The following is a 25,469-nucleotide window of genomic DNA, read 5'->3' as shown; positions in this document are numbered from 1 at the left end:
TTTATCAATCGACTAAACTTAAATCATTTGATTGGCGCTAACCAAAGTAGACAAGGCTACATCATGGTTCAGATACTTAGAGGAGTAGTTCTCATCCGGGCCATTGAGGAACAAGCAGGTTTTGCCGCCTACTTCATCAATAATCTGAGCGTACTGGTCCATGGGCAAGGCTGGGCAACCAAGGCTGCGGCCTAAACGACCATACTGCCGAACAAACTCTTCACTCACATAATCGGCACCGTGCATTACTACGGAACGGGCCAAAGCATTGCTGTTGTAGCCTTCATCTACGCCCTCCAGCTTGAGTGAACGGCCGTGTTTGCCAATATACTCATCCTGAGTTACATAGAAGCCCAGGCTGCTCATATTTGACTCATTCTCATTAGAGAAAGTGCTAGTCAGGTTTTCGCCTGAGTTACGACCATGAGCCACGAGCGTATGGAACTTTACTTCTTTCTTGTCAAGGTCTAATACCCACAGACGCTTCTCAGTGGAAGGCTTTTCGAAGTCAACGACCGTCAGAAGCTGCTTGTCGCCGAGCTTATCTTCATTACGTAGATTGAGATAGCCCGTCATCGCTTTCTCAAACACTTCAAAGCGTAAGCCCTGCTGCTCCACATTCAGGTCGCGGTAAAGATCGCTCATGCGCTGATTGAAAAAGGCAGTTTCCATTTCCTTTTCCGTCGGCATTTTTACCTCTACGCCCTTCGCATTAGCCATAGTGCTTTTGATGGGCGTAGCCAGCGGGGTGGCCATAAACAGCGAAGCCATAAAGGGCAGCATGCGCCTAACTACCCGGCGGGCACGGCGCTTCAAACGCTGACGATGTACTACACTGGTCTTTTCCATCTGCTTGGTTCTTTAGGATGAGTAACTTAGCTAAGCAGAGCTTACCTTCTTCACACAAAAGCTATTATACGCAAAGCCTTACGATATAGCCATTTATTTAAGATTACTTGGAGTTGCTTCAACATCCTGAAGGCCTTTTTGATTCCTTTAAGGCTTTTCATCTGTACCTCACTAGCCCCCTATCAGCCGTTTTTCCGGCCTTCGGATACCACCGTCGAGCAAGCTAGTTTCATGTGTCAGCCTCAATCTATAACACTATACAAGTTAAGCGGCTTACGTTAAAAAACAATGTCTGAACAATGTAGAGGGCGTATTCCAACCGTTTGGGGCTGCGCGGTCGTTTTCGTGAAATGATTTTATTTCCTTCTCAATCTTACTATCACTTCTTCGCTGAAGGCGTAAACAAAGGCTGCCCACATTTCTTATCTACTTTTGTTGCTCCAAAGCGGTTCTAGTTAGTTGCTAGCTGCAAATTCGCTTTGCTCATCTACCGCTTCGGCGCGTTGTCCTTCGCATTCATGGCTAAAGTCGCAATAAACCTCTCTACCGGGAGTATTCAGCAGGAAGAAATCATCGTCGGCATTGATCTGGGCACCACGAACAGCTTAGTGGCCTACATTCACCCCGAAGGCCGGCAGCCAGTGGCCATCAACGATCAGGGCCGCGGCACCATTGTGCCCAGCGTAGTTCACTTCCCCGCCGATGATGATCCCATTGTAGGCACCGAGGCCAAGCAATACCTCCTCACCGATCCGCAGAACACGATTTACTCCGTAAAGCGTCTGCTGGGCAAATCGTACCGCGACCTGGGGGAGCACGCTGGACAGCTGGGCTATAAAATCATTGATGATAACTCGGAAGGATTAGTCAAAATCCGCGTTGGGGGGCATTTTTATTCCCCTATCGAGCTATCTGCTGAGATTCTGAAAGAGCTGCGAGCCCGTGCGGAGCACGCGCTTAAGACGCCCGTAAATAAGGCAGTAATTACGGTACCTGCTTACTTCAACGACTCGCAACGCCAGGCTACCCGCGACGCCGGCCGCTTAGCCGGCCTGGAAGTGCTGCGCATCGTGAATGAACCCACTGCCGCCGCGCTAGCCTACGGCATTGGCTTATCACCCGATGAGGAGAAAACCGTAGCCGTGTACGACCTCGGCGGTGGGACCTTCGACATCAGCATTCTGCGCATTCAGCAGGGAATATTTGAGGTACTTAGCACCAATGGCGACACCTACCTTGGTGGTGATGACTTTGACCGCCTGGTGAGTGAGCACTGGATTCAACGGTATAATCTAAACGGCCAGCTCGCCGCAGCCACCGATGGCCAACTCAAGCAACAGCTCCGACTAACCGCCGAGCAAGCTAAAAAGCACTTAAGCCAACACGACGAATTTATCGCTGACCTGCCCGGCGCTGGCCAGGTGCAGCTTACCAAAGCGGAGTTTAATGATTTGATCCGCCCTTTGATAGCTCGTACCATCAACGCCTGCCAGCAAGCTCTAACAGACGCCAAATTGCCCCCCAGCGCCCTCGACGCTGTGTTATTGGTAGGAGGCTCGACGCGCGTGCCATTAGTGTACGATACGGTGTCCGAATTCTTCCAGCAACCGGCTAACAGCTCGCTCAACCCGGATGAAGTAGTAGCCTTAGGAGCTGCTATTCAGGCCGACATATTAGGTGGCAACCGTCGCGATGTTCTCCTGCTCGATGTCACACCACTCACGTTAGGCATTGAAACCTTGGGCGGGCTTATGGACCCTATCATCCCCCGAAACTCTAAGATTCCGACCAAAGCCGGGCGCCAGTACACCACCAGCGTCGATGGGCAAGTGAATCTGAAGATTTCCGTGTACCAAGGCGAGCGGGATTTAGTAAAGGAAAACCGTAAGCTGGCCGAGTTTGACCTTCGCGGTATCCCCGCCATGCCCGCAGGTTTGCCCAAAGTTGATGTCAACTTTATTCTGAACGCTGACGGCATTTTGAAAGTAGAGGCGCTGGAGCTCCGCTCGAATACTCATCAAGCAGTCGAGATAAAGCCGCAATATGGCCTCACCGATGAGCAGGTAGAGAAGATGCTCATGGATTCGCTTACTCACGCTCGTGAGGACGTGACAGCGCGTATGGTCATCGAAGCCCGTACCGTAGCCGAGCAGATGATTTATCAGGTAGAACGCTTCGTTGATAAGAACTCTCAGTATCTAACCGAAGACGAAATTACGCTGACCGCCGCCTCGGTTCAGAATCTGAAAGATGCCCTTACTACCCAGGATAAGGACACAATTCTGAAAGCCGTAGACGAGTTAGAAAGCCTAACCAGCCCATTTGCTGAGCGGGTGATGAACATTTCCATCAAGCAGGCCATGACGGGCAAGAAAATTGAGTAGCCTTACTTGCGTTTGCTCTGCGGGGCCGGAATCATACCGAAGCTCAGAATACGCATGGCCGTAGTATCTCGAAATGTAACGTCGAGCATTACGCGGGGCATAGGCTGCAGTGTGTCGCTTTTGAATGAGAAAGTATAGAAATAGCGAGGTTGTGCCTCTTCGCCTAGTCGTAAGCCCAGCTTATACAGTGCGATTGGGCTGCCTAGCTCGCGGCCCTGCTCATACAAGGGCCGCACCGCTGCCCGAAACTGCTTCTTTGAGATAGTGCTACTTACTTCCGGCGCTAGCAGCTTATACGCCGCGGAGTTATCGCCGCGCAGCACTGAAATCAGGAACTGTCGGGCTACTTGAATTTGTGAGGATTGAGCGGTTGCCGGCAGGCTTAGTAGTAACAGCAGTGCTAAGACAACCAATTTGCCCCCCAAGCGCCAAGGGCGCATATGCGGGTTACAGTTGTCAATGATGGAAATCTGCATTATTCTTCTTCCTGCGGTACCAATATGAATACATCTTCACCAGGACGCTTCATAATGTACCGCTCACGGGCAAACTTCTCCAATAGCTCAGGACTGCTGAGCAGTTCAGCGCGCTCCTTCTTCACCGTCTCAATGTTAGTCAGATAGTACTCTTTTTCCGTTTGCAGCTCACGCCACTTTTTATACATATCATACTGCTTAAGCAGGTCGTTAGCGTCAAAAACGAACATCCACACAACGAAGCTTACTCCAGTCAGAAAGTAAAAGCTGCGTACAACGCGCGCTGCGGTAGCAAGAAAAACGGAAAAGCTCATAGGCTCAAATATACTAAAAACGGCACCACAGCCTATTGAGCTATGGTGCCGTTTTTAGTATTAGCTAATCAGGAAAGAATTAGCACAATCTAATTAACTACATTTTGCGGCCAGGATAGTAGGCTATTTCACCTAATTCTTCCTCAATACGAAGCAACTGGTTGTATTTCGCCATCCGGTCAGAGCGCGAAGCAGAGCCCGTTTTGATCTGGCCGGTGTTTAATGCCACCGCCAAATCAGCAATCGTGTTATCCTCGGTTTCACCCGAGCGATGCGACATCACGCTCTTATAACCATTCCGACGACCCAGATTAATAGCGTCGATAGTCTCCGTGAGCGTACCAATCTGGTTTACCTTGATGAGAATAGCATTGGCAATATTCTCATCAATACCGCGCTGCAAACGGTCTACGTTGGTAACGAACAAGTCGTCGCCTACAAGCTGAATTTTGCCCCCCAGGCTTTCCGTGTGCTGCTTCCAACCAGCCCAGTCATCTTCGTCCATACCATCTTCGATGCTTAGGATAGGATACTTGCTAACCCAATCAGCCCAGTAGTTAACCATCTCAGAAGACGTCAGCTTGTCGCCTGAGCTTTTCTTAAAGTGGTACATACCATTCTCGTAAAACTCAGAAGCGGCTGCGTCCATGGCAATCATCACATCCTCACCTGGGCGGTATCCGGCCGTCTCTATGGCTTGCAATACTACCTTGATGGCCTCTTCATTTGACTTGATGTTTGGTGCAAAGCCACCTTCGTCGCCTACGTTGGTGCTCAGGCCCTGCTTTTTCAGCACATTTTTCAAATGGTGAAATATCTCAGTGCCCCAGCGCAAGCCTTCCGAGAATGACTCGGCCCCTACGGGCATGATCATGAATTCCTGAAAGTCGATAGAGTTATCAGCGTGCGAGCCGCCGTTCAGGATGTTCATCATCGGCACCGGCAGTGTAGAGGCACCTACCCCACCCACGTAGCGGTAAAGCGGCATGCCTGCTTCCTGGGCCGCCGCGCGAGCAATTGCCAGCGATACACCCAGAATAGCATTAGCACCTAGGTTAGCTTTATTAGGCGTACCATCCAGCTCCATCATAATTCGGTCGAGCAGACTTTGCTCATATACCGAGAAGCCAATCAGCTCTTCAGCTATCGTACTATTGACGTTCTCAACAGCTTTGAGCACTCCCTTGCCCATGTACATCGACTTATCATCGTCGCGGAGCTCCACGGCTTCGTGCTTACCGGTTGAAGCCCCTGATGGCACGGCCGCACGGCCTACAACCCCGTTGTCTGTCGTAACATCCACTTCAACTGTAGGATTGCCGCGTGAATCAAAAATCTGCCGGGCGTGAATGGCGGAGATAATGCTCATGATGAAAGAATAAAGGTTAAAAATGAAGCGAAAAGCCGCTTTGCTTAAAACTAAGTTAGAGTTTGGATCTGCCAAAAGGCGCTGGCAAGGTAAGGAATTAGCTGTAGAGGAAAGCGTACTACACGGTATAAGCTAAGATTTGCCCACCAAAGCCCCTAAAATGAAAAAGGGGCATACCAGTTGGCATGCCCCTTTTCACTTTGTTAACTTAAGACTAAGAAGCAGCTTCTTCGTCCTTAGCTTTAGCTTCATTACGCGTCTCGTCTTCCTTAACGGTCGTCGTAGGCGTATCTTCAGGAGCGGCGGTAGCTACTACCGGAGCAGCAGCTGTAGGCTCAGATACCACTTCAGCCGAAGAACCACCTTCACCGGCCGTAGCCGACTTCTTGCGGCCACGTGAGCGACGAGTCGTCGTCTTGGCTTCGCCAACATTCTTAGCTTCCAGCAAAGTCTCGTTGTAATCAACCAGCTCGATGATGCACAACTCAGCATTGTCGCCTAAGCGATTCTCGCTAAGCTTAATAATGCGAGTATAGCCACCGGGACGGTTAGCGATTTTAGCGGCTACATCACCAAACAACTCCTTCAGTGACTCCTTGTTCTGCAGAGTAGCGAATACCGTACGACGCGCGTGCGTAGTGTCGCTCTTCGCTTTGGTCAGCAGAGGCTCTACAAACTTGCGCAAAGCTTTGGCTTTAGCTACCGTCGTTGATACACGCTTATACATGATCAGCGAAGAAGCCATGTTAGACAGCATAGAGTTGCGATGCGCAGCTGTGCGGCCTAAGTGGTTTAGGGTTTTACCGTGTCTCATTTTGTTATTGTGCGTATGCGGGGTGTATGTGCTTGCGCTGGGCGACCACGGCGGGCAGCTTGCTTTTCGCAGCCACCTCATTAGAACCGCCCAACCTCGGGCACACTGAAATAAAATTAAAAACAATAGCTGAACTGTCCAGGCATGTAGCCATCAACAGTTCAGCCATTATCCGGAAATACTAGTCTTCGTCGAGCTTATACTTGCTCAAGTCCATACCGAAGTTCAGACCTTTTTCTTCTACAAGATTCTCCAACTCAGTCAGCGACTTCTTACCGAAGTTGCGGAACTTCATCATGTCACTCATATCCAACTGTACCAAGTCACCGAGCGTTTTGATATCGGCAGCCTTGAGGCAGTTGTAAGCGCGCACTGACAGGTCCATGTCCGCCAATGGCGTCTTCAGAACCTTGCGCATGTGCAGCGTCTCTTCGTCTACAGTCTCTTCTTCTTCGGCTTTAGCCGTTTCGAAGGTCATTGTATTGTCTGAGAACAGCATGAAGTGCTGAATCAAGATATTAGCAGCACCTTTCAGTGCTTCTTCGGGGTGAATAGAGCCGTCCGTCTGAATCTCAATGAGAAGCTTCTCATAGTCAGTCTTCTGCTCTACACGGGTGTTCTCGATGCTGTATTTCACATTTTTAATAGGTGTGAAGATGGCATCAATAGCAATCTGTCCGAATACTTGATCGGTAGGCTTATTCTCTTCGGCGGGTACATAACCCCGACCTTTCTGCACGGCTAACTCAAATTCCAGCTCAGTGTTAACGTCTACATGGCAGATAACCAAATCTGGGTTCAGTACTTGGAAGCCGTTGGTAAACTTATTGATATCGCCGGCTGTGAATGTCTCCTGGCCCTTGATGCGAACGGTTATCTTGTCCTCAATAGCGTCGCTTACCTTCTTGAAGCGGACCATTTTCAGGTTAAGGATGATTTCGGACATGTCCTCGATCACCCCCTCAATGGTCATAAATTCGTGCAGCACGCTGGGCGTGCGAACCGATGTAACGGCATAGCCCTCCAGCGACGACAGCAGGATACGGCGCAAAGCATTGCCTATCGTGACGCCGTAGCCTTTCTCCAGCGGTTTGAATTCAAACGTTCCGTAAAAGTCATCGGATTTCTCCATCACAACTTTCTCCGGCATTTGAAAAGCTAAGATTGACATAAGTGGGGCTTTAAAAATACAACAAGGGAAAAACGAAGGTTGCCGGGGGCAATTACTTAGAGTAAAGCTCGACAATCAGCTGCTCCTGAATCTTCTCCGGGATCAACTCACGCGAGGGGGCATTGGTAAACTTGCCCACCATTTCCTTGCCGTCCCACTCTAACCACGAGAAAGCGCGGGCGTTGCGAGCGCTCAAGCTAGTGGTGATGGTTTCCAGCGACTTTGACTTCTCACGAACACCAATGATGTCACCAGGGCGCAGCTTATATGATGCGATGTTAACAACTTCACCATTCACCGTGATATGCTTGTGCAGTACCAACTGGCGAGCAGCACGACGGGTAGGAGCTACTCCTAAGCGATATACTGTGTTATCCAAGCGTGACTCTAGCAGAGCCAGCAGGTTATCACCAGTAATGCCGGGAAGAGCAGCAGCTTTATGGAATAGGTTTTCGAATTGCTTCTCTAGTACACCATACATGTACTTTACCTTTTGCTTCTCCATCAACTGGATAGCATATTCCGACTGTTTCTTGCGGCGACCACGACCATGCTGGCCGGGAGGATAATTCTTTTTGTTGAGTGCCTTGCTCGGACCGAAAATCGGCTCAGCAAAGCGACGGGCAATCTTGGTTTTAGGACCGGTGTAACGTGCCATTTCGAGGATGTTGAGTTTTGCAGGGGTTGAACCGCGAATGTCGAGCCTCGCAGACGCGTTGCAACAGGTGCATACGCATCGGAAACCCGACACCAGGGGGCAAATTCGTAGACGAACAACCTACGCTTTGCCTGTTCAGTATATCAGACGCGACGACGCTTAGGCGGACGGCAGCCGTTGTGGGGCAGCGGTGTTACGTCGCGGATGGTAGTTACCTCAATGCCCACATTCTGGAGGGTACGGATAGCCGACTCACGACCTGAGCCTGGTCCTTTTACAAATACTTCGGCTTTGCGCATGCCCAGGTCATGGGCAACTTTACCGCAATCCGTAGCTGCCATCTGAGCAGCGTATGGAGTATTCTTCTTTGAGCCACGGAAGCCCATCTTACCAGCAGAGGCCCAGGAAATAACCTGGCCATTGTTGTTGGTGATGGAGATGATGATGTTGTTGAAAGAGGCTTTGATGTGAATCTGACCAACTTGCTCTACAACTACAACGCGCTTCTTGGCTTTGTCTTTTCTCTTTTGTGCCATTTAGTTATCGCAAAAAATGCGGAAGGTGTTGATGCTCACTTCGTATCAGCAAGCAACGATTTCCGCTACTGTTTATTTAGTAGCCTTCTTCTTGTTGGCAACAGTCTTACGCTTACCCTTGCGAGTACGTGAATTGTTCTTGGTGCGCTGACCACGAACTGGTAGTCCCTTACGGTGACGCAATCCACGGTAGCTACCAATGTCCATCAGGCGCTTGATGTTGAGCTGCACTTCTGAGCGTAGAACACCCTCAGTCTTGTGCTGGGCGGCGATGATAGCACGGATTTCGCTGGCTTCAGCCTCCGTCCAGTCTTTAACCTTCTTATCAACAGAGATGCCGGCTTGACCAAGAATCTTCTGAGCTAAAGAACGGCCAATGCCGAAAATGTACGTGAGGGCGATTTCGCCGCGCTTGTTGTCCGGGATATCAACCCCTGCAATACGAGCCATATGCTTTTATAAAACGAATGGTTTAACCTTGACGCTGCTTATAGCGAGGGTTCTTTTTGTTAATGACGTAAAGTTTGCCTTTGCGGCGAATTACCTTACAGTCAACGCTGCGCTTTTTGACCGATGCTTTGACTTTCATGTCGTCAGTAAATTATTTGTAACGGTAAACAATGCGTCCCTTTGATAAGTCGTAGGGCGACATTTCCAGCTTCACCTTATCTCCAGGCAGAATTTTAATGTAGTGCATACGCATCTTCCCAGAAATGTGGGCCACCAATTGATGACCGTTTTCCAACTCAACACGAAACATCGCATTAGAGAGTGCTTCTAAGATTACTCCGTCCTGCTCAATGGAGGATTGTTTGGCCATAAGGCTACTGTAAGGCTTTTTCTATGTATTCGAAGGAGGTTAAAATTTCCGCCTTGTCTTTTCTAACAACTACTGTATGCTCAAAATGGGCTGAGGGCTTCTTGTCTTTGGTGCGGATGGTCCAACCATCTTTTTCTTGGACAATATGCTTGACACCTAAGTTGACCATAGGCTCAATTGCAATGACTAACCCCGTTTGCAACTTGAGGCCAGAACCACGTTTACCGTAGTTAGGCACCTCAGGCCGCTCGTGTAGCTTCTTACCTAAACCATGACCAACCAACTCTCTAACGACTCCATAACCTTGCTTCTCAACAAAGCTCTGAATCGCATAGCCAACGTCACCCATCCGGTTGCCGGCCACAGCTTGCTCGATACCGAGATACAAAGACTGCTTAGTATGAGCTAATAAGTTGAGCACCTCAGGCTCTACCTCCCCGATTGGGTAAGTGTAAGCACTATCACTGTGATAACCATTGAGGAATACACCACAGTCGATCGAAACAATATCTCCACCTTTCAAAGTATAATCACTGGGAAACCCATGTACTACAACTGAATTAGGTGAGATGCAAAGGCTAAAAGGAAAGTCGTTATAGCCTTTAAATGAAGGTTGCCCCCCATTATCTCGAATAAACTCCTCCGCACGCTTGTCCAGCTCACGGGTGGTTACTCCCTCCTTGATAAGGCTCGCGACTTCTCCGTGAGCCTGGGCTAAAACTTTCGCACTAGCCCGAATGAGTTCTATTTCTTCTTCGGTCTTGTAAACAACCATGACTTAAGAAGCCATCGCTACATTTTGCGATCTACCTCTCAGCTTACCTGTCTTCATCATGCCGTCATAATGACGCATGAGCAAGTAGCTTTCCACTTGATTCAGCGTATCTAAAACAACACCTACCATGATAATAAGAGAAGTACCACCGTAGAAGGCAGAAAAAGGACGAGTTACGCCTGCCAACAAAGCTAGAGCAGGGAAGATTGCAATGAGAGCAAGTGCAATAGCCCCTGGCAATGTGATACGAGTCAGAATCTCATCCATATGCTCGGACGTATCACGACCAGGCTTCACTCCGGGAACAAAGCCACCACTGCGTTTCAAATCATCAGCAATCTGATTAGGATTGACGCTGATAGCAGTGTAGAAATAAGTAAAGACAATAATCAGAGTAGCGAACACAAGGTTGTACTGCCAAGATGTATAGTCCGAAAACTTAACTCCAATATAACTAGCCGTATCACTGTCGTTCTGCCAAATCGAAGCAACTATAGCTGGAACAAACATCAATGACTGAGCAAAGATGATTGGCATTACACCAGCAGCATTCACCTTCAAGGGAATGAACTGGCGCTGAGCATTGAGCTGCGTGGTTCCACCTACCTGCTTTGCGTACTGTACTGGGATACGGCGAACCGCTTGCGTCAGCACAATCACAGCCATTACAACTAGGAAGAGCACAACCATCTCAATCAAGAAGATCAACGATCCACGCATGCCTTTAGCAGCTGCTTCACCGATAATGGCTCCTGGGAATCGAGAAACGATTCCGATCATAATGATCATGGAAATGCCATTACCAATGCCTTTATCAGTAATCTTTTCTCCAAGCCACATGCAGAACAATGTTCCAGCCGTGATAATGATCATGGTGGAGATTGTAAAGAATGTACCGGGAGAAATGATAGCCTCAGGGGTAATAGTTGCAATGAAGCCAATCGACTGAGCCATCACAATCGGGATGGTCAGAATACGGGTGTATTGATTGATCTTCTTACGACCTGACTCTCCTTCCTTTTGAAGCTTCTGGAAGTAAGGCACTGCTATAGTTAGCAATTGCAGTACAATAGAAGCCGATATATAGGGCATAATGCCGAGTGCGAAGATGGAGGCATTACTAAATGCTCCACCTAGCAATGTATCTAGGATTCCGAAGAGACCTTCAGCTCCTTGCTTTAATCTGGTAGCATCTACCCCAGGCAGCACTACAAAAGAACCTAGCCGGTAGATAGCAATGAAAAAAAGCGTATTGAGAATCCGCATACGCAGATCCTCAATCGCAAAAATATTCTTTATCGTCTCGATAAACTTCTTCATTGCCAGTCAGGCTTTATAAAGTCACTGCTTTGCCACCTGCCTTTTCAATCGCCTCAACAGCAGATTTAGAAAAAGCATGCGCATGCACTTCTACAGCTTGAGTGATTTCACCCCGGCCAAGAATTTTGATTTTAGCGTTCTTAGAAACAAGGCCATTGGATACAAAGTAAGCTACATCCATAGTGGTTGTGCTGTCTTTATCCATTAGGCTCTGCAGAGCGTCAAGGTTGATACCCTTGTACTCTACACGATTGATGTTCGTGAAACCAAACTTAGGCACACGACGCTGCAGAGGCATCTGACCACCTTCAAAGCCTGACTTCTTAGAGTAGCCCGAACGTGACTTCTGCCCTTTGTGACCACGGGTAGATGTACCACCGCGGCCCGAACCCGTACCGCGACCAATGCGCTTTTCATTGCGCGTTGCGCCTACGGCAGGTTTTAGATTGCTGAGATTCATGTTGAGTTACTTCTTAAAGTTCGGTTACTTCGATCAAATGCTGCACTGCGGCCACCATACCAGCAATCTGGGGGGTGTTTTCTTTCTCCGAGGTGCTACCGATTTTACCCAGACCCAAGGCCTGAACCGTGCGCTTTTGACGCTCAGGGCGGTCAATCACGCTTTTTATCAATTTGATTTTAATCTGCGCCATCTCTTCTAGCCGTTAAAAACTTGTTGGAGAGTGATGCCGCGTTGCTGTGCGATTTGCATGGGGTCGCGCATCTTCAAAAGAGCATCGAAGGTAGCCTTCACCACGTTGTGCGGGTTAGACGAGCCTTTCGACTTAGCTAGCACATCTTTGATACCAGCGCTTTCGAATACAGCACGCATAGCACCACCAGCAATTACGCCGGTACCAGCTGCTGCTGGCTGTACTAGAACGAAGCCACCTGAATACTTACCTTCCATCACGTGAGGAACGGTATGCTTATAGAGAGGAACTTTTACTAGGTTCTTCTTAGCATCATCGATACCCTTTGCAATAGCATCAGTTACCTCGTTAGCCTTACCTAGGCCGAAACCTACAGTACCGTTGCCGTCACCTACCACTACAATTGCAGAGAAGCTAAAGCGACGACCACCTTTTACCACTTTGGCTACTCGGTTGATGGCTACTACTTTTTCTTTTAGGTCCGTGTCACCAGCGCGGGGAGTTTGGTCCCGGTTACCACCACGATCATTGCCACCACCGCGACGATCGTTGCCGCCACGGTCATTGCCACCACCACGGTTGCTGTTGTTAAATTCTGCCATGATGATTTAGAAATTGAGGCCGCCTTCGCGGGCTCCTTCTGCCAATGATTTTACGCGGCCGTGGTAGAGGTAACCTGAACGGTCGAACACTACTTTTGTGATACCCTTCTCCTGAGCGCGGGAGGCAATTTCTTTGCCTACTGCAGCAGCAGAAGCTACTGGGGTAACATCATCAGCCGTTGTTACGTGCTTAGATGATACAGATACCAGCGTTTGGCCAATGGTGTCGTCAATAATTTGGGCGTAGATACCCTTATTGCTACGAAACACCGACAAACGCGGCCGATCGGACGTGCCAGCCACCCGCGTACGGATGATGCGCTGGATCCGCTTTCTTCTTGTTGCTTTATCAAAAGCCATAATGCGAAATTATTTCGAAGCCGTTTTACCAGCCTTGCGACGAATCTGCTCACCCACGAAGCGTACACCTTTGCCTTTATAGGGCTCGACTTTACGCAACGAACGGATTTTTGCAGCCACTTGACCTAACAATTGCTTATCGATGCTAGTCAGAGTAACAATAGGGTTTTTACCTTTCTCTGTAAGAGCAGTAGCAGTTACTTCCTTAGGCAGTGCCAAGAAAATATTGTGCGAGTAACCTAAAGAAAGTTCGAGCGTAGTACCAGCCATTGCAGCTTTATAACCTACACCTACTAACTCTAAACGTTCCGAATAGCCATCACTCACACCAACAACCATGTTGTTGATAAGCGAACGATACAAACCGTGCATAGCCTTATGACGCTTCTGCTCAGTAGGACGTTCAACTACGAGTTGACCATCGGCAGTAGAAACGGTGATGTCGCGGTCTACAGGAGTGGTCAAAGTTCCTTTTGGACCCTTAACGGTTACTTCGTTTTCTTTGCTAATATCAATCTGCACGTTAGCGGGCAGGCTGATCGGCAGTTTACCAATGCGTGACATATTTCTGTTTCCTCTCGCTTAGTAAACGTAGCACAGCACCTCGCCGCCCACGTTTTCGTTTTTGGCTTCTTTCTCTGTCATCACGCCCTTCGACGTAGACAGGATAGCTACTCCAAGGCCGCTTAATACGCGTGGCAGATTCTCCACGTGAGCGTACTTACGCAGACCAGGCGTGCTCACACGCTCCAGCTTCGTGATAGCTGGCTGCTTGGTAGCAGGATTGTACTTAAGCGCAATCTTGATTGTGCCTTGTACCGATGAGTCATCAAAGCGGTAGCTCTGAATGTAGCCCTTATGGTAGAGCACTTTCGTGATTTCCTTTTTGATGTTGCTGGCCGGTATTTCTACTACCCGGTGGTTTGCCTTGATGGCATTACGCACCCGAGTTAAAAAATCAGCAATTGGATCTGTATTCATTTGATATAGAAAAGCTACACTCCTTTTTAGGGAGCGCAAAGATAAGAAAATTTCGCAGCTGCAGAAAGCAACAGCGAAATTTTCAGTTAAGACTACTTGGCTCGGCTATCGGGGCACGGCCAATGGTTTCTTGAGCCTATTTCGTAATTGAAGTAAAAAATAGCCAGCACACCGTTTGAGAAGGCGTACTGGCTATATTCATACTACCAGCTCGACTTAGTTACTCCGGGGATCTTACCAGCTAGTGCCATTTCACGGAACGTAACACGGCTGATGCCGAACTTACGCATGTAACCACGAGGACGACCGTTGATCTTGTCGCGGTTGTGAACACGCACTGGTGAAGCGTTGCGTGGTAACTTATCTAGACCTTCATAATCGCCAGCAGCCTTGAGTGCCTTACGCTTCTCAGCATAACGAGCAACTGTAGCGATACGCTTTCTTTCTCTTGCTTTAACGGATTCCTTAGCCATTATTTTCTTTCTTGGCGTTAGTGAAGGGCATTCCGAAAGCCTTAAGCAGCTCATAGCTCTGCTCGTCGTTCTCGGCGGTTGTAACAAAAGTGATGTCCATACCAGAAATTGACTTGATCTTGTCAATGGAAATTTCCGGGAAGATGATCTGTTCTTTGATACCAAGGGTGTAATTCCCACGGCCATCGAAGCCCTTATCGTTAATGCCTTTGAAGTCGCGTACACGAGGTAAAGCAACTGTCAACAGACGGTCCATGAACTCATACATGCGCTCACCACGCAGGGTGACTTTAGCACCGATGGGCATGCCCTCGCGAAGCTTAAAGTTAGATACCGAACGCTTAGCGATAGTAGGAACAGCTTTCTGACCAGTGATGGTCGTCAGCTCATCCACACCATTATCAACAAGTTTCTTGTCAGCTACTGCTGCACCGATACCGCGGTTGATACAGATCTTAGTGATGCGTGGCACCTGCATTACGCTCTTGAACTGGAATTTCTCCTGGAGCGCAGGCACCACGTCTTTCTGATATATTTCTCTGAGTCGAGCCATTGTCGTAAAGCCGGGTTAGGCGTTTTGCTGGGGGGCATTTTTGCGTACCCGCTCACCCGTCTTGGGGTCAATGGGCTGCACGTTGCTCACATGAATGGGAGCCTCGATCTTGGTAATACCACCCTGAGGGTTTTTAGCGCTCGGCTTGTTGTGCTTCGTCACTAGGTTCAAACCCTCGATGATAACGCGCTGTGAAGTGCGGTTAACCGATTTGATGGTACCAGTCTTGCCACGCTCATCACCAGCAATCACCTTAACGGTATCGCCAGTTTTTACGTGCAATTTCACTGGCTTTTGGTCTTTTGCTTTCGTTGCCATTTGCTACTATGCTTATAAAACCTCAGGGGCCAGTGAAACAATCTTCATAAACTGACGCTCACGTAACTCACGAGCCACAGGTCCGAAGATGCGGGTGCCACGGGGTTCATCGTTGTTATTGAGCAGTACCGCAGCATTATCATCGAAACGAATGTAAGAGCCGTCTTTACGACGCACTTCTTTCTTCGTGCGAACAACTACTGCTCTAGATACAGTGCCTTTTTTAGCGTTGCCAGAAGGTATAGCTGATTTAATCGAAACAACGATCTTATCGCCTACGCTAGCATATTTCTTACCGGTGCCGCCGAGGACACGGATGCAGAGCACTTCTTTAGCGCCGCTATTATCAGCGACGGTCAGACGGGATTCTTGTTGTATCATCTTACTTGGCGCGCTCTACGATTTCTACTAATCTCCAACGCTTGTTTTTGCTTAGCGGCCGAGTGGACATAATCCGTACGGTATCACCTTCGCCACATTCGTTGTTCTCATCATGAGCCATGAACTTTGTGGTCTTGCTCACGAACTTGCCATAAATGGGGTGCTTCTGCTTTTCCTCTACCACTACCGTGATAGATTTATCCATTTTGGAGCTAGAGACACGCCCAGTAATTTCTTTACGCATGTTCCGGTCAAGGGTGCCGGTAACCTGCTGGTCTGTGTTAGTTGCCATCGTTATTTAGCAGTTTGGTTTGCCTGCTCGTTCTCGCGACGGGTCAACTCAGTCTTCAGACGAGCTACGTTCTTGCGGCTATGCTTCAGGCGAATCGGATTCTCTAGAGGAGAGATAGCGTGCGCGAAACGCAGCGACTGGCCACTAGTCTGTTCGGTCTTAATCTGGTTCTTTAGCTCTTCTACTGAGAGAGCACGAATATCAGCGTTTTTCATCTTACTAGTTTTCTACGTAGTCGCGACGAACAACAAACTTGGTCTTCACGGGCAATTTTTGCGCCGCTAGACGCAGTGACTCCTGGGCTACTTCAAGTGGAACACCGTCCGATTCGAACATGATAGTGCCTGGATGTACAATGGCAACCCAATACTCGGGTGAGCCTTTACCTTTACCCATACGCACTTCAGCGGGCTTCTTGGTAATAGGCTTATCAGGGAAAATGCGGATCCAAACTTGACCTTCACGCTTCATAGCACGGGTCATAGCGATACGAGCTGCCTCAATTTGGCGAGCCGTGATCCACGCAGTTTCCAGCGACTTGATAGCGAATGAACCGAAGTCAATGGAGCTGCCGCGGTAGGCTAGGCCTGTTACGCGACCCTTTTGCATCTTGCGATACTTGGTCCTTTTCGGTTGTAACATGATTATCGAAAAATAGAGATTCGAAAAAAGAAAAAGGGTTAGCGACGAGGAGCACCACCACCGCGGTTTTGCCCTCCACCAGCACCACCGGCACCGCTATTGCGGCGTGGGCCACCACCTTGACCACCGCGGTTATCACCACCTCGGTCGCCACGGCCTTCACCACCACGATCATTGCGGTCACGGCGCGGGCCACGATCACCACCACGGTCACCACGCTCACCACGTGGACCACGGTCGTTTCCGCCACGGCTGTCGGCGCCTTGGTTAGCTGGCTGCTGGTTAGGTGACAAGTCAGGCTTGCCGAATACCTCACCACGCATGATCCATACTTTGATGCCGATCTTGCCATACACAGTCTGAGCTTCTGACAAAGCATAATCAATGTCAGCACGGAGAGTGTGCAGCGGAGTACGCCCTTCTTTATACTGCTCCGAGCGAGCAATTTCAGCGCCACCGAGACGACCACCGCACTGCACTTTGATGCCTTCAGCACCTACACGCATTGCAGCTTGGATAGCCTGCTTCATTGCACGACGGAACGAGATACGAGCCTGTAGCTGCTGAGCAATGCTCTCACCTACTAGCTTAGCATCGAGTTCCGGACGTTTAATTTCGAAGATGTTGATCTGAACGTCTTTGCTAGTGATCTGCTTCAGCTCGTCTTTGATCTTATCAACTTCCTGACCGCCTTTACCAATAACTACACCTGGACGAGCCGTATTGATAGTAATGGTGATACGCTTCAAGGTACGCTCGATTACGATGCGGGAAATACCGCCTTTCGGGATACGCGCGAGGATATATTTGCGGATTTTCTCGTCCTCTACCAGCTTGTCGGCAAAGTCCTTACCGCCGTACCAGTTCGAGTCCCATCCTTTGATGACACCTAAGCGGAAGCCAACCGGATTTACTTTCTGTCCCATAGTGCTTATGCGGTGGCTTCTGCCTTGTTTTCAGTAGTGGTTTTCTTAGTCGAGCTACGACGGGTGCGAGTAGCACCAGCTTTCGCTTCAGTTGGTTTTTGCTCGGAGGCTTGCTTAACTGCAGCCTTGCTGCCTAGCGGCTCAACCTTCGAATCAATTACCAACGTCACGTGGTTGCTGCGCTTGCGGATGCGGTGACCGCGACCCTGAGGAGCAGGACGCAGACGCTTCAACTGACGACCTTCATCAACGAATATCTCTTTGATATAAAGGTTAGCGTCTTCGATGCGCCCGTCTTCGTTTTTCTGCTGCCAGTTAGACAAAGCAGAAAGAAGCAATTTCTCGATGCGCTCAGCACCTGAATTAGCTTCAAACTTTAGCAAGCCCAAGGCGCGGGTCACTTTTTGACCGCGGACCATATCGGCTACCAAACGCATCTTGCGAGGCGAGGTAGGCACATTGCGGAGTTTAGCTGTTGCTTCCATCTTAGCGCTTGCCTTTATCTTTTTTGGCTACGTGGCCACGGAAGTTGCGTGTAGGTGCGAACTCACCGAGCTTGTGTCCAACCATGTTTTCAGTCACGTACACTGGGATAAACTTATTCCCATTGTGTACAGCGAAGGTGTGGCCTACGAAGTCTGGCGAAATCATCGAGCGACGCGACCAAGTCTTCACCACTGATTTCTTACCAGAATCTTCCATTGCCGTTACTTTCTTCTCGAGCCGGAAGTCAATGTACGGCCCTTTTTTTAGCGAACGTGCCATTGCTTACTTTTTGCCTTTACGGTTTACGATGAGTTGCTCGGAGTACTTATTCTTATTGCGAGTCTTCTGACCCTTAGCAATAATGCCATTACGGCTACGTGGGTGACCACCTGACGATTTGCCTTCGCCACCACCCATTGGGTGATCGACTGGGTTCATTGCAACACCACGTACACGTGGACGACGGCCCATCCAACGATTGCGACCAGCTTTGCCAAGGCGCACGTTCATATGGTCGCCATTTGAAACGGTACCAACCGTAGCCATGCAGGTAACGAGCACCATACGCATCTCACCAGAAGGTAATTTCAGCGTAGCATACTTATCCTCGCGTGCCACTAACTGAGCATAAGTACCAGCAGAGCGAGCGATAGCAGCACCACCACCAGGCATAAGTTCAATATTGTGAACAATAGTACCAAGGGGCATTTCGCGCAATGTCAAAGCATTGCCTACTTCAGGAGCGACCCCAGGGCCAGCAACTACAGTAGTACCCACTTCTAAGCCAGCGGGAGCGATGATATAACGTTTCTCGCCATCAACGTAGTTAAGTAGAGCGATGCGCGCCGTGCGGTTAGGATCGTACTCGATCGTCTTCACCGTGGCTGGAACACCAGCTTTGTCACGCTTGAAGTCGATGATACGATACTTCTGCTTGTGTCCACCGCCGATGTAGCGGTTAGACATTTTACCCGAATTGTTTCGGCCACCGGATTTTTCCATGGGTGCCAACAACGATTTCTCCGGCGTCGACGTGGTTATCTCGTCGAAGGCCGGGGCGATGCGAAATCGTTGACCCGGTGATGTTGGTCTTAGTTTTTTGAGTGCCATTTTATCTTAAAATGCGCTTGCGAGTAAGCTCTGCTTATATACCGCTATAGAAGTCGATGATATCGCCTTCCTTCACAGTCACGATAGCCTTCTTTCCATGAGGACGACGGCCTGATACGGCACCACCTTTCTGAAATTTAGACTTCATCTTGCCATTGGTGCGGATCGTGCTAATGCCCGTTACCGTTACACCATACAGTTGTTCGATCTCTTTTTTGATCTGAACCTTATTAGCTGTACGCTCTACTTCGAAAGCGTACTGACCTTTTTCGTTCAGCGCCGTGGCCTTCTCGGTCACGATAGGTTTCTTCAACGTGCTCATTACTCAGCAGGGGTATAAAGTTGTTCCAACGACTTCAGCCCGTCCTCTGACAATAACAAGGTATCCGTGTTAAGCAGGTCGTGCGTGTTCAGAGCAACAGGCGTAGCCACGGTCACTTTCTGAATGTTGCGCGCCGATAGCAGCACGTTCTTGTTGGCTTCGCCGGTTACGAGCAAGGTTTTCTTGCCGTTGTTCAGCTTCAACCCAGTCAGAATCGAAAGGAAATCTTTCGTACGGGGGGCATCTAACGTAATGGTTTCTACCAAAGCTACTTTGCCTTCCTGAGCCAACGTACTCAGAGCCGACAAACGAGCAACCCGCTTCGTCTTTTTGTTCAGCTTGAAGCCGTAGTCACGGGGCTGGGGGCCAAATACGCGACCACCACCAATGAATACGGGCGACTTCATGCTACCAGCACGAGCACCGCCCGTACCTTTTTGCTTCTTGAGCTTCTTGGTAGTGCCCTGCACTTCGTGACGCTGCTTCGACTTGTGCGTGCCCTGGCGCTGATTGGCCAAGTATTGCTTCACGTCGAGGTACATCACGTGCTCATTCGGCTCTAAACCGAAGATAGCGTCAGACAACGTAACCTTGCGGCCTGTGTCCTCGCCTTTGATGTTATATACTGACAGTTCCATCTCGCGTTATTTTTCCAGGACCACATAAGAATTCTTGGCGCCGGGAACCGAGCCGCTAACCAGAATCAGGTTTTTGTCGGCTACAATGCGCATTACCTTCAAGTTCTGGATCTTCACACGATCACCGCCCATACGACCACCCATGCGCATTCCTTTGAATACGCGTGAAGGCCAAGAGCAGGCACCGATAGAACCAGGGTGACGAAGACGGTTATGCTGACCGTGGGTTTGACCACCCACACCAGCAAAGTTGTAACGCTTCACAACACCCTGGAAACCCTTACCTTTTGAGGTTCCTACTACGTCGACAAACTCGCCTTCCTCAAAAAGGTCAGCTTTGATTTCGGCACCAGCAGCGTACGTAGACTCTGCGTCGAGGCGAAACTCAACAAGTTTTTTCTTAGGAGTAGTACCGGCTTTGGCAAAATGGCCAGCCAGTGCTTTGGTGGTATTCTTGGCTTTTTTCTCGCCGTAACCGAGCTGAACAGCTGTGTAGCCGTCCTTTTCGATAGTCTTAACCTGCGTCACTACGCACGGACCCGCTTCGATGAGCGTGCAGGGAATGTTTTTCCCGTCCGGAGTGAAGAGGCTTGTCATACCGATTTTTTTACCGATGATGCCAGGCATTCGTTTTTGATTTAATTAAGAAGACACAGAGAAAACGCCCTTATGACGTTTTCGTAATGGGAGTGCAAAGCTAGACAATTTTAATGCTTTATTCAAACTACGGTTTAAAATATTTTTGGAGGCGCCACGTTTCGGAGCCACAAGCTACAGGCTCTTTATCAATCATTTCTGCTTAATGGTTCCCAGGCTAGCTAAGTCTCCAGCCTGCTTCTGAACGGGCCCGGAGACATCAGGTCGTTTACTGGTAATAACAGGAATAGTAAAGCGAATAATAAGCCTGTTTTATTTTTCTGATCAAGGCTATATTCTGCTAGGAAGTATAAGGAGATAATTAAGTATTGAGCCATCAGCAAAGGTGCCGTTTTGGTCAGGGACCAATATAATGGGTAGTAAAAGCACCCGATGAAAATTAGCAGACCGAGCCCACCGAAAGCCACCAAGCCGTATAGAAACTGATTGTGCGGTAACAGATAGGCTGATGGTTTTATGTCTGGAAAATCGGCTTTATAATAAGTGGTTATCTCATCCTCCATATCCGCTTTTCCCACTCCTACAAAAGGATGTGCTTGCGCGAGCTGCAAGCCAACTTTATAAGAATACACTCGTCCGACTAGCGAGAAGTTATTAGCTGAACTCACCTCCTCCACCCTCCCTACATCATCTTTGGTATTGTAGTATTTATTGTAGAAGGTAGGAAAGCACCAAAAGCTTAGGAATGGAAGCATTAGTAAAAGACCTCCTGTGCATAGTGCCCGGAAATAGCGTCGTTTTGCCATATACCAGAGTAGCGTTACAAAATCCAGCATATTAAAAGCTATAAATCCGCTTCGTACCGATAGCAAGTATAAATACAGAATTAAAAAGGCAGTTGCCAGAAACACTGTTATTCGATGGCCTCTCTTAACTACATTATTTGATAAGAAAAGCCCCCCAATAGCTACAGCCAAAGTAACCATCAGGCTAAACCGTATATAATCGGGAACCGTCGGCATAATCTGAGACTGATAATAAAGCTGATTTATCTTAGTTGTATGCAGCAGATAATAAGCTGTACTTCCGAGCGCTGATAGTACAACCAGATAATAGAACATTAGGTAAAGTCGCCGCTAAGTCCGTGATGATAGCGGTGGCAGCAGCCAGAATGATCTAGGCAGCACCAGAAAAGGAAGCTGCTGTTGTACATCAGCTAAGAATGCTACCTTATTTGCTACACTTGTGTTGAGGCCTGCAACCAATTGTAGAAAGAACACACCAGTAAATGCAGCATACACTCGCTATTGCTTCTTTTGGATGATTTGCCGATGCGCAATGCTGTGCAACAGTGCCGTTAGTAGTAAGCATAATATACCTATAGTGGAAACTTGAGATAGAAAGTCACTTGTAAAAAGGCCAATAAGTATCAATGCTAAACTAGCCGTAGTTGATAGTTCGGTCCGATCAGCAGTGAGAGTGGTGGCTAGGGACACTGTATATAAACATCTTAAACGAGCACAATTATAGCTCATATTATAACTTACGCAACAAAAAAGCCCCCAAGAATCAATCCGGGGGGCTTTTTTGTTGACCGTTGAAACCAGTCCTCAGACTTTAATTTCTACATCTACACCGCTGGGCAGTTCAAGCTTCATCAGGGCATCTACTGTCTTCGATGAAGTTGAGTAGATGTCAACGAGGCGCTTGTACGTACAAAGCTGGAATTGCTCACGCGACTTCTTGTTCACGTGGGGCGAACGAAGAACTGTGAACTTCTCCTTTTTAGTAGGCAACGGAATTGGACCGCTCACGATAGCGCCCGTAGCCTTCACCGCTTTCACGATCTTCTCGGACGACTTGTCTACGAGGTTGTGATCGTAGGACTTGAGTTTAATGCGAATTTTCTGGTTCATGTCTTAAGTCTTGAAAGCGAATTAGCGAACGGCGTGACCTTTGGTTTTGGCAACAATGCCTTCAGCCAAGTTCGATGGTACCTGCTCGTAGTGAGAGAAGGTGAGCGAAGCAGAAGCGCGACCCGACGAAATGGTGCGCAGGTCAGTTACATAACCGAACAGTTCCGATAATGGTACGTCGGCCTTGATGAGTTGAGCACCAGCTTTGGTATCCATACCCTTCATGATACCACGACGACGGTTCAAGTCACCAGTTACGGGACCAGTGTACTCGTCTGGGCAAACAACCTCAACAGCCATTATGGGCTCAAGCAGTTTGGGACCAGCCTGACGGGCCGCTTCACGGAAACCACCACGGGCAGCTAGTTCGAACGACAGGGCGTCCGAGTCAACGTCGTGGAAGGAGCCATGGAACAAGCGAACTTTCATGGAATCCAATGGGAAGCCAGCCAGAGGGCCGTTCTTCATTGCTTCCTCAAAGCCCTTCTGAATTGGAGCTATGAATTCGCGGGGAATTACACCACCAACGATAGCATTCTCGAATTCAAAACCAGCTTTTTCTGGCTCAGTCTCTTTCGGACCGATTTCGAATACGATGTCGCCAAATTTACCACGACCACCAGTCTGCTTCTTGTAAGTCTCGCGGTGCTCTACTTTCTTGGTCAGAATCTCTTTGTAGGCAACCTGAGGAGCACCCTGGTTAATCTCCACCTTGAATTCACGACGCATGCGGTCGATGATGATTTCCAAGTGAAGCTCACCCATGCCACGCAATACAGTCTGGCCCGTCTCAGGGTCAGTGTTTACGGTCAAGGTAGGGTCTTCTTCTACGAGTTTAGCGATGGCCATACCCATCTTATCAACGTCAGCCTGAGTTTTAGGCTCAATGGCGTAGCCGATTACAGGCTCAGGGAAGCTCATCGACTCCAACACCAAACGGTGCTTCTCATCAGTGAGGGTGTCACCCGTTTTGATGTCTTTGAAACCAACACCAGCACCGATATCACCAGCCTCTAGGCGGTCGATTGGGTTCTGCTTGTTAGAGTGCATCTGCATCAAACGCGAGATACGCTCTTTCTTTTCCGTACGGTTGTTGAACACATAAGAGCCAGCTTCCAGCGTACCACTGTAGCAACGGAAGAAGCACAAGCGACCTACGAAGGGGTCAGTAGCAATTTTGAAAGCTAGAGCAGCAAATGGTGCGTCGGTAGTAGGCAGACGAACCTCTTCTTCATTGGTATCTGGGTTGGTACCAATGATGGGAGGCATATCCAGCGGTGAAGGCAAGTAAGCCATTACACCGTCCAGCATCGACTGAACACCTTTGTTTTTGAAGGCTGAGCCGCACATTACCGGCGAAAACTTCATGTCGATAACCGCCTGGCGGATAACAACCATCATTTCCTCACGTGTGATGCTCTCTGGATCTTCGAAGAACTTCTCCAACAGAGCGTCGTCATACTCGGCAACGCTTTCTATTAGTTTCTGACGCCATTCGGCTACCGTCTCCACCAGATCCTCGGGTACGGGAATCTCGTGATAGGCTTTGCCTTGTGTAGCATCATCCCATACGATTGCCTTACCGGTCAGCAAATCAACTACACCTTTAAAAGTGTCTTCGGCGCCAATCGGAATTTGCAATGGAACTGGGTTCGCACCTAGCTTATCCTTAATCTCAGCTACAGCCTTGAAGAAGTCAGCACCGGCACGATCCATCTTGTTAACGAAGCAGATGCGGGGTACTTTGTACTTATCAGCCTGACGCCATACAGTCTCCGACTGAGGCTCTACACCTGATACTGCACAGAATAACGCAACAGCTCCATCCAGTACACGCAACGAGCGCTCTACCTCTACGGTAAAGTCAACGTGGCCTGGAGTATCAATCAAGTTAATTTTGTATTGCTTGGTTTCGCTTGTGGGTTCACCGCTGGCGTCTGTTGGATAGTTCCAGAAGGTAGTAGTAGCAGCCGACGTAATCGTGATGCCCCGCTCCTGCTCTTGCTCCATCCAGTCCATCGTGGCGGCACCTTCGTGCACTTCCCCGATCTTGTGGGTTTTGCCTGTGTAATACAGAATGCGCTCCGAAGTCGTGGTCTTACCGGCGTCGATGTGCGCCATAATCCCAATGTTGCGGAGGTATTTGAGGTCTTGTTTAGCCATTTTATTTGTAGGGTCTTAAGAGCTTGGGGACCAAAGAGCGTAGAAATGATACAACATCTCCTGAAGCTCCTTAGTCCCCAAGTCCCTAATTTTCTCCTTTAGAAACGGAAGTGCGAGAAAGCCTTGTTGGCTTCCGCCATCCGGTGCGTATCGTCTTTCTTTTTCACTGAAGCACCTTCGCCTTTAGCAGCGGCGATGATTTCGCCGGCCAGTTTATCTTTCATGGTCTTCTCACCACGACGACGAGCGTATTGAATCATCCACTTGGCACCTACTGAAATACGACGATCAGGACGAACTTCGATCGGCACTTGGAAGGTAGCACCACCTACGCGGCGGCTCTTTACTTCTACAGTCGGCATTACATTGTTCAAAGCCTTGCGCCACATTTCGAGGCCATTCTCCTTGGTGCGCTGCTCTACTAGTTCGCAGGCATCGTAGAAAATGGTGTAAGCTAAGTTCTTCTTTCCGTCATACATCATGTAGTTGACGAAACGGGTTACCAGCGTCTCCTTGTACTTAGGGTCGGGCAGGAGAATGCGCTTCTTTGGTTTTGACTTTCTCATTTTA

37 protein-coding genes and 1 pseudogene are annotated in these 25,469 nt (G+C 48.9%); 1 reads left to right on the top strand and 37 read right to left on the bottom strand.

Going from position 1 to position 25,469, the window contains the following annotated elements; genetic code table 11:
- Nucleotides 1-18: 18 nt before the first annotated feature.
- Nucleotides 19-849, bottom strand: a complete 831-nt coding sequence (locus H8B13_RS05915) for a murein L,D-transpeptidase catalytic domain family protein (protein WP_187309886.1) — start codon at nucleotides 847-849, stop codon at nucleotides 19-21.
- A gap of 518 nt (nucleotides 850-1,367) precedes the next feature.
- On the opposite strand from H8B13_RS05915, the gene hscA reads away from it, so the two are divergent.
- A complete protein-coding gene (gene hscA, locus H8B13_RS05910) occupies nucleotides 1,368-3,233 on the top strand; it encodes a Fe-S protein assembly chaperone HscA (protein WP_187309885.1) in 1,866 nt (621 codons plus the stop codon).
- A gap of 2 nt (nucleotides 3,234-3,235) precedes the next feature.
- On the opposite strand, the gene H8B13_RS05905 is transcribed toward hscA, so the two are convergent.
- From H8B13_RS05905 to rpsG, 36 genes and pseudogenes are all read right to left on the bottom strand, one after another.
- Nucleotides 3,236-3,673, bottom strand: a complete 438-nt coding sequence (locus H8B13_RS05905; protein ID WP_187309884.1) for a hypothetical protein — start codon at nucleotides 3,671-3,673, stop codon at nucleotides 3,236-3,238.
- Between the two features lie 35 nt (nucleotides 3,674-3,708).
- Nucleotides 3,709-4,023 (bottom strand): FtsB family cell division protein, encoded by a 315-nt coding sequence (locus H8B13_RS05900; RefSeq protein ID WP_187309883.1) that lies wholly within the window; start codon nucleotides 4,021-4,023, stop codon nucleotides 3,709-3,711.
- A gap of 97 nt (nucleotides 4,024-4,120) precedes the next feature.
- The gene (gene eno / locus H8B13_RS05895) at nucleotides 4,121-5,392 is read right to left on the bottom strand and encodes a phosphopyruvate hydratase (RefSeq protein WP_187309882.1); all 1,272 of its coding nucleotides are present in this window, start codon (nucleotides 5,390-5,392) and stop codon (nucleotides 4,121-4,123) included.
- 214 nt (nucleotides 5,393-5,606) lie between these two features.
- A complete protein-coding gene (gene rplQ / locus H8B13_RS05890; protein ID WP_187309881.1) occupies nucleotides 5,607-6,206 on the bottom strand; it encodes a 50S ribosomal protein L17 in 600 nt (199 codons plus the stop codon).
- Between the two features lie 181 nt (nucleotides 6,207-6,387).
- Entirely contained in the window at nucleotides 6,388-7,377 is a 990-nt protein-coding gene (locus H8B13_RS05885) for a DNA-directed RNA polymerase subunit alpha (RefSeq protein WP_187309880.1), read from the bottom strand.
- A gap of 52 nt (nucleotides 7,378-7,429) precedes the next feature.
- Nucleotides 7,430-8,035, bottom strand: a complete 606-nt coding sequence (gene rpsD, locus H8B13_RS05880; RefSeq protein ID WP_187309879.1) for a 30S ribosomal protein S4 — start codon at nucleotides 8,033-8,035, stop codon at nucleotides 7,430-7,432.
- Between the two features lie 143 nt (nucleotides 8,036-8,178).
- The gene (rpsK, locus tag H8B13_RS05875; RefSeq protein WP_084446069.1) at nucleotides 8,179-8,571 is read right to left on the bottom strand and encodes a 30S ribosomal protein S11; all 393 of its coding nucleotides are present in this window, start codon (nucleotides 8,569-8,571) and stop codon (nucleotides 8,179-8,181) included.
- A 72-nt stretch (nucleotides 8,572-8,643) separates the two neighbouring features.
- Complete coding sequence (gene rpsM / locus H8B13_RS05870; RefSeq protein ID WP_084446066.1) at nucleotides 8,644-9,021, bottom strand: 30S ribosomal protein S13; 378 nt, start codon at nucleotides 9,019-9,021, stop codon at nucleotides 8,644-8,646.
- Nucleotides 9,022-9,043: 22 nt separating this feature from the next.
- Nucleotides 9,044-9,160 (bottom strand): 50S ribosomal protein L36, encoded by a 117-nt coding sequence (rpmJ, locus tag H8B13_RS05865; RefSeq protein ID WP_071890035.1) that lies wholly within the window; start codon nucleotides 9,158-9,160, stop codon nucleotides 9,044-9,046.
- A gap of 12 nt (nucleotides 9,161-9,172) precedes the next feature.
- Complete coding sequence (infA, locus tag H8B13_RS05860; protein WP_086592757.1) at nucleotides 9,173-9,391, bottom strand: translation initiation factor IF-1; 219 nt, start codon at nucleotides 9,389-9,391, stop codon at nucleotides 9,173-9,175.
- A 4-nt stretch (nucleotides 9,392-9,395) separates the two neighbouring features.
- Nucleotides 9,396-10,166 (bottom strand): type I methionyl aminopeptidase, encoded by a 771-nt coding sequence (gene map / locus H8B13_RS05855; RefSeq protein ID WP_187309878.1) that lies wholly within the window; start codon nucleotides 10,164-10,166, stop codon nucleotides 9,396-9,398.
- Between the two features lie 3 nt (nucleotides 10,167-10,169).
- Nucleotides 10,170-11,486: a preprotein translocase subunit SecY gene (gene secY / locus H8B13_RS05850; RefSeq protein WP_187309877.1), complete on the bottom strand. Its 1,317-nt coding sequence runs from the start codon at nucleotides 11,484-11,486 to the stop codon at nucleotides 10,170-10,172.
- A gap of 13 nt (nucleotides 11,487-11,499) precedes the next feature.
- Nucleotides 11,500-11,946 (bottom strand): 50S ribosomal protein L15, encoded by a 447-nt coding sequence (gene rplO / locus H8B13_RS05845; protein ID WP_187309876.1) that lies wholly within the window; start codon nucleotides 11,944-11,946, stop codon nucleotides 11,500-11,502.
- Between the two features lie 13 nt (nucleotides 11,947-11,959).
- On the bottom strand, nucleotides 11,960-12,139 hold the full coding sequence (gene rpmD, locus H8B13_RS05840; protein WP_187309875.1) for a 50S ribosomal protein L30: 180 nt from the start codon (nucleotides 12,137-12,139) through the stop codon (nucleotides 11,960-11,962).
- Between the two features lie 5 nt (nucleotides 12,140-12,144).
- Entirely contained in the window at nucleotides 12,145-12,741 is a 597-nt protein-coding gene (gene rpsE, locus H8B13_RS05835; protein WP_133271666.1) for a 30S ribosomal protein S5, read from the bottom strand.
- Nucleotides 12,742-12,747: 6 nt separating this feature from the next.
- On the bottom strand, nucleotides 12,748-13,101 hold the full coding sequence (rplR, locus tag H8B13_RS05830) for a 50S ribosomal protein L18 (protein WP_187309874.1): 354 nt from the start codon (nucleotides 13,099-13,101) through the stop codon (nucleotides 12,748-12,750).
- 9 nt (nucleotides 13,102-13,110) lie between these two features.
- Nucleotides 13,111-13,665: a 50S ribosomal protein L6 gene (gene rplF, locus H8B13_RS05825; protein WP_187309873.1), complete on the bottom strand. Its 555-nt coding sequence runs from the start codon at nucleotides 13,663-13,665 to the stop codon at nucleotides 13,111-13,113.
- 18 nt (nucleotides 13,666-13,683) lie between these two features.
- A complete protein-coding gene (gene rpsH, locus H8B13_RS05820) occupies nucleotides 13,684-14,082 on the bottom strand; it encodes a 30S ribosomal protein S8 (protein ID WP_187309872.1) in 399 nt (132 codons plus the stop codon).
- Between the two features lie 203 nt (nucleotides 14,083-14,285).
- On the bottom strand, nucleotides 14,286-14,555 hold the full coding sequence (gene rpsN, locus H8B13_RS05815; protein WP_084446035.1) for a 30S ribosomal protein S14: 270 nt from the start codon (nucleotides 14,553-14,555) through the stop codon (nucleotides 14,286-14,288).
- Nucleotides 14,548-15,108, bottom strand: a complete 561-nt coding sequence (rplE, locus tag H8B13_RS05810) for a 50S ribosomal protein L5 (protein WP_133271662.1) — start codon at nucleotides 15,106-15,108, stop codon at nucleotides 14,548-14,550. Before rplE ends, rpsN begins: the two co-directional genes overlap by 8 nt.
- 15 nt (nucleotides 15,109-15,123) lie before the next feature.
- Nucleotides 15,124-15,426, bottom strand: a complete 303-nt coding sequence (gene rplX / locus H8B13_RS05805) for a 50S ribosomal protein L24 (RefSeq protein WP_084446029.1) — start codon at nucleotides 15,424-15,426, stop codon at nucleotides 15,124-15,126.
- Between the two features lie 12 nt (nucleotides 15,427-15,438).
- A complete protein-coding gene (gene rplN / locus H8B13_RS05800) occupies nucleotides 15,439-15,807 on the bottom strand; it encodes a 50S ribosomal protein L14 (protein WP_084446026.1) in 369 nt (122 codons plus the stop codon).
- 1 nt (nucleotide 15,808) lies between these two features.
- Nucleotides 15,809-16,099, bottom strand: a complete 291-nt coding sequence (rpsQ, locus tag H8B13_RS05795; protein WP_187309871.1) for a 30S ribosomal protein S17 — start codon at nucleotides 16,097-16,099, stop codon at nucleotides 15,809-15,811.
- A gap of 2 nt (nucleotides 16,100-16,101) precedes the next feature.
- Nucleotides 16,102-16,314: a 50S ribosomal protein L29 gene (gene rpmC, locus H8B13_RS05790; RefSeq protein WP_084446020.1), complete on the bottom strand. Its 213-nt coding sequence runs from the start codon at nucleotides 16,312-16,314 to the stop codon at nucleotides 16,102-16,104.
- A 4-nt stretch (nucleotides 16,315-16,318) separates the two neighbouring features.
- Nucleotides 16,319-16,741, bottom strand: a complete 423-nt coding sequence (rplP, locus tag H8B13_RS05785; protein WP_084446017.1) for a 50S ribosomal protein L16 — start codon at nucleotides 16,739-16,741, stop codon at nucleotides 16,319-16,321.
- Nucleotides 16,742-16,779: 38 nt separating this feature from the next.
- The gene (gene rpsC, locus H8B13_RS05780) at nucleotides 16,780-17,667 is read right to left on the bottom strand and encodes a 30S ribosomal protein S3 (protein WP_187309870.1); all 888 of its coding nucleotides are present in this window, start codon (nucleotides 17,665-17,667) and stop codon (nucleotides 16,780-16,782) included.
- 134 nt (nucleotides 17,668-17,801) lie between these two features.
- A pseudogene (rplV, locus tag H8B13_RS05775) lies at nucleotides 17,802-18,152 on the bottom strand (50S ribosomal protein L22); the annotation flags it as partial.
- A gap of 1 nt (nucleotide 18,153) precedes the next feature.
- Complete coding sequence (gene rpsS, locus H8B13_RS05770; RefSeq protein WP_133271658.1) at nucleotides 18,154-18,432, bottom strand: 30S ribosomal protein S19; 279 nt, start codon at nucleotides 18,430-18,432, stop codon at nucleotides 18,154-18,156.
- 3 nt (nucleotides 18,433-18,435) lie between these two features.
- Nucleotides 18,436-19,263 carry a 50S ribosomal protein L2 gene (gene rplB / locus H8B13_RS05765; RefSeq protein ID WP_187309868.1) on the bottom strand — a complete coding sequence of 276 codons (828 nt, stop codon included), beginning with the start codon at nucleotides 19,261-19,263 and terminating at the stop codon, nucleotides 18,436-18,438.
- A 34-nt stretch (nucleotides 19,264-19,297) separates the two neighbouring features.
- Nucleotides 19,298-19,585, bottom strand: coding sequence for a 50S ribosomal protein L23 (gene rplW / locus H8B13_RS05760; RefSeq protein WP_187309867.1), 288 nt, complete (start codon nucleotides 19,583-19,585; stop codon nucleotides 19,298-19,300).
- Nucleotides 19,585-20,223 carry a 50S ribosomal protein L4 gene (rplD, locus tag H8B13_RS05755; RefSeq protein WP_133271655.1) on the bottom strand — a complete coding sequence of 213 codons (639 nt, stop codon included), beginning with the start codon at nucleotides 20,221-20,223 and terminating at the stop codon, nucleotides 19,585-19,587. Before rplD ends, rplW begins: the two co-directional genes overlap by 1 nt.
- Nucleotides 20,224-20,229: 6 nt before the next feature.
- Complete coding sequence (gene rplC / locus H8B13_RS05750; RefSeq protein ID WP_133271654.1) at nucleotides 20,230-20,850, bottom strand: 50S ribosomal protein L3; 621 nt, start codon at nucleotides 20,848-20,850, stop codon at nucleotides 20,230-20,232.
- Nucleotides 20,851-21,041: 191 nt separating this feature from the next.
- On the bottom strand, nucleotides 21,042-21,941 hold the full coding sequence (locus tag H8B13_RS05745; protein WP_187309866.1) for an O-antigen ligase family protein: 900 nt from the start codon (nucleotides 21,939-21,941) through the stop codon (nucleotides 21,042-21,044).
- 489 nt (nucleotides 21,942-22,430) lie between these two features.
- On the bottom strand, nucleotides 22,431-22,736 hold the full coding sequence (rpsJ, locus tag H8B13_RS05740) for a 30S ribosomal protein S10 (RefSeq protein ID WP_084445992.1): 306 nt from the start codon (nucleotides 22,734-22,736) through the stop codon (nucleotides 22,431-22,433).
- A gap of 21 nt (nucleotides 22,737-22,757) precedes the next feature.
- The gene (fusA, locus tag H8B13_RS05735) at nucleotides 22,758-24,899 is read right to left on the bottom strand and encodes an elongation factor G (protein ID WP_187309865.1); all 2,142 of its coding nucleotides are present in this window, start codon (nucleotides 24,897-24,899) and stop codon (nucleotides 22,758-22,760) included.
- A 98-nt stretch (nucleotides 24,900-24,997) separates the two neighbouring features.
- Complete coding sequence (gene rpsG, locus H8B13_RS05730; protein WP_100337277.1) at nucleotides 24,998-25,465, bottom strand: 30S ribosomal protein S7; 468 nt, start codon at nucleotides 25,463-25,465, stop codon at nucleotides 24,998-25,000.
- Nucleotides 25,466-25,469 lie beyond the last annotated feature (4 nt).

Source organism: Hymenobacter sp. BT188 (genome assembly GCF_014333585.1).
Lineage (GTDB): Bacteria > Bacteroidota > Bacteroidia > Cytophagales > Hymenobacteraceae > Hymenobacter.
Note: the sequence above shows the minus strand (reverse complement) of the source record. Positions and strands in the feature narration are given on the sequence as shown.

Bases quoted from the DNA above. Each gene is read 5' to 3' on its own strand.
- rpmJ (WP_071890035.1), bottom strand. From the start codon at position 9,160: ATGAAAGTCAAAGCATCGGTCAAAAAGCGCAGCGTTGACTGTAAGGTA.
- eno (WP_187309882.1), bottom strand. From the start codon at position 5,392: ATGAGCATTATCTCCGCCATTCACGCCCGGCAGATTTTTGATTCACGC.
- rpsS (WP_133271658.1), bottom strand. From the start codon at position 18,432: ATGGCACGTTCGCTAAAAAAAGGGCCGTACATTGACTTCCGGCTCGAG.
- H8B13_RS05885 (WP_187309880.1), bottom strand. From the start codon at position 7,377: ATGTCAATCTTAGCTTTTCAAATGCCGGAGAAAGTTGTGATGGAGAAA.
- H8B13_RS05905 (WP_187309884.1), bottom strand. From the start codon at position 3,673: ATGCGCCCTTGGCGCTTGGGGGGCAAATTGGTTGTCTTAGCACTGCTG.
- rpmD (WP_187309875.1), bottom strand. From the start codon at position 12,139: ATGGCGCAGATTAAAATCAAATTGATAAAAAGCGTGATTGACCGCCCT.
- rpsE (WP_133271666.1), bottom strand. From the start codon at position 12,741: ATGGCAGAATTTAACAACAGCAACCGTGGTGGTGGCAATGACCGTGGC.
- rpsD (WP_187309879.1), bottom strand. From the start codon at position 8,035: ATGGCACGTTACACCGGTCCTAAAACCAAGATTGCCCGTCGCTTTGCT.
- rpsQ (WP_187309871.1), bottom strand. From the start codon at position 16,099: ATGGCAACTAACACAGACCAGCAGGTTACCGGCACCCTTGACCGGAAC.
- rpsK (WP_084446069.1), bottom strand. From the start codon at position 8,571: ATGGCACAAAAGAGAAAAGACAAAGCCAAGAAGCGCGTTGTAGTTGTA.
- rpsJ (WP_084445992.1), bottom strand. From the start codon at position 22,736: ATGAACCAGAAAATTCGCATTAAACTCAAGTCCTACGATCACAACCTC.
- map (WP_187309878.1), bottom strand. From the start codon at position 10,166: ATGGTTGTTTACAAGACCGAAGAAGAAATAGAACTCATTCGGGCTAGT.
- secY (WP_187309877.1), bottom strand. From the start codon at position 11,486: ATGAAGAAGTTTATCGAGACGATAAAGAATATTTTTGCGATTGAGGAT.
- rplO (WP_187309876.1), bottom strand. From the start codon at position 11,946: ATGAATCTCAGCAATCTAAAACCTGCCGTAGGCGCAACGCGCAATGAA.
- rpsG (WP_100337277.1), bottom strand. From the start codon at position 25,465: ATGAGAAAGTCAAAACCAAAGAAGCGCATTCTCCTGCCCGACCCTAAG.
- rpsN (WP_084446035.1), bottom strand. From the start codon at position 14,555: ATGGCTAAGGAATCCGTTAAAGCAAGAGAAAGAAAGCGTATCGCTACA.
- rplF (WP_187309873.1), bottom strand. From the start codon at position 13,665: ATGTCACGCATTGGTAAACTGCCGATCAGCCTGCCCGCTAACGTGCAG.
- H8B13_RS05915 (WP_187309886.1), bottom strand. From the start codon at position 849: ATGGAAAAGACCAGTGTAGTACATCGTCAGCGTTTGAAGCGCCGTGCC.
- rplR (WP_187309874.1), bottom strand. From the start codon at position 13,101: ATGGCTTTTGATAAAGCAACAAGAAGAAAGCGGATCCAGCGCATCATC.
- rpsH (WP_187309872.1), bottom strand. From the start codon at position 14,082: ATGAATACAGATCCAATTGCTGATTTTTTAACTCGGGTGCGTAATGCC.
- rplP (WP_084446017.1), bottom strand. From the start codon at position 16,741: ATGTTACAACCGAAAAGGACCAAGTATCGCAAGATGCAAAAGGGTCGC.
- hscA (WP_187309885.1), top strand. From the start codon at position 1,368: ATGGCTAAAGTCGCAATAAACCTCTCTACCGGGAGTATTCAGCAGGAA.
- H8B13_RS05900 (WP_187309883.1), bottom strand. From the start codon at position 4,023: ATGAGCTTTTCCGTTTTTCTTGCTACCGCAGCGCGCGTTGTACGCAGC.
- fusA (WP_187309865.1), bottom strand. From the start codon at position 24,899: ATGGCTAAACAAGACCTCAAATACCTCCGCAACATTGGGATTATGGCG.
- rpsM (WP_084446066.1), bottom strand. From the start codon at position 9,021: ATGGCTCGTATTGCAGGGGTTGATATCCCGGACAACAAGCGCGGCGAA.
- rplN (WP_084446026.1), bottom strand. From the start codon at position 15,807: ATGATACAACAAGAATCCCGTCTGACCGTCGCTGATAATAGCGGCGCT.
- rplW (WP_187309867.1), bottom strand. From the start codon at position 19,585: ATGAGCACGTTGAAGAAACCTATCGTGACCGAGAAGGCCACGGCGCTG.
- rplE (WP_133271662.1), bottom strand. From the start codon at position 15,108: ATGGCTCGACTCAGAGAAATATATCAGAAAGACGTGGTGCCTGCGCTC.
- rplX (WP_084446029.1), bottom strand. From the start codon at position 15,426: ATGGCAACGAAAGCAAAAGACCAAAAGCCAGTGAAATTGCACGTAAAA.
- rplB (WP_187309868.1), bottom strand. From the start codon at position 19,263: ATGGCACTCAAAAAACTAAGACCAACATCACCGGGTCAACGATTTCGC.
- rplQ (WP_187309881.1), bottom strand. From the start codon at position 6,206: ATGAGACACGGTAAAACCCTAAACCACTTAGGCCGCACAGCTGCGCAT.
- rplC (WP_133271654.1), bottom strand. From the start codon at position 20,850: ATGCCTGGCATCATCGGTAAAAAAATCGGTATGACAAGCCTCTTCACT.
- rplD (WP_133271655.1), bottom strand. From the start codon at position 20,223: ATGGAACTGTCAGTATATAACATCAAAGGCGAGGACACAGGCCGCAAG.
- rpsC (WP_187309870.1), bottom strand. From the start codon at position 17,667: ATGGGACAGAAAGTAAATCCGGTTGGCTTCCGCTTAGGTGTCATCAAA.
- H8B13_RS05745 (WP_187309866.1), bottom strand. From the start codon at position 21,941: ATGTTCTATTATCTGGTTGTACTATCAGCGCTCGGAAGTACAGCTTAT.
- rpmC (WP_084446020.1), bottom strand. From the start codon at position 16,314: ATGAAAAACGCTGATATTCGTGCTCTCTCAGTAGAAGAGCTAAAGAAC.
- infA (WP_086592757.1), bottom strand. From the start codon at position 9,391: ATGGCCAAACAATCCTCCATTGAGCAGGACGGAGTAATCTTAGAAGCA.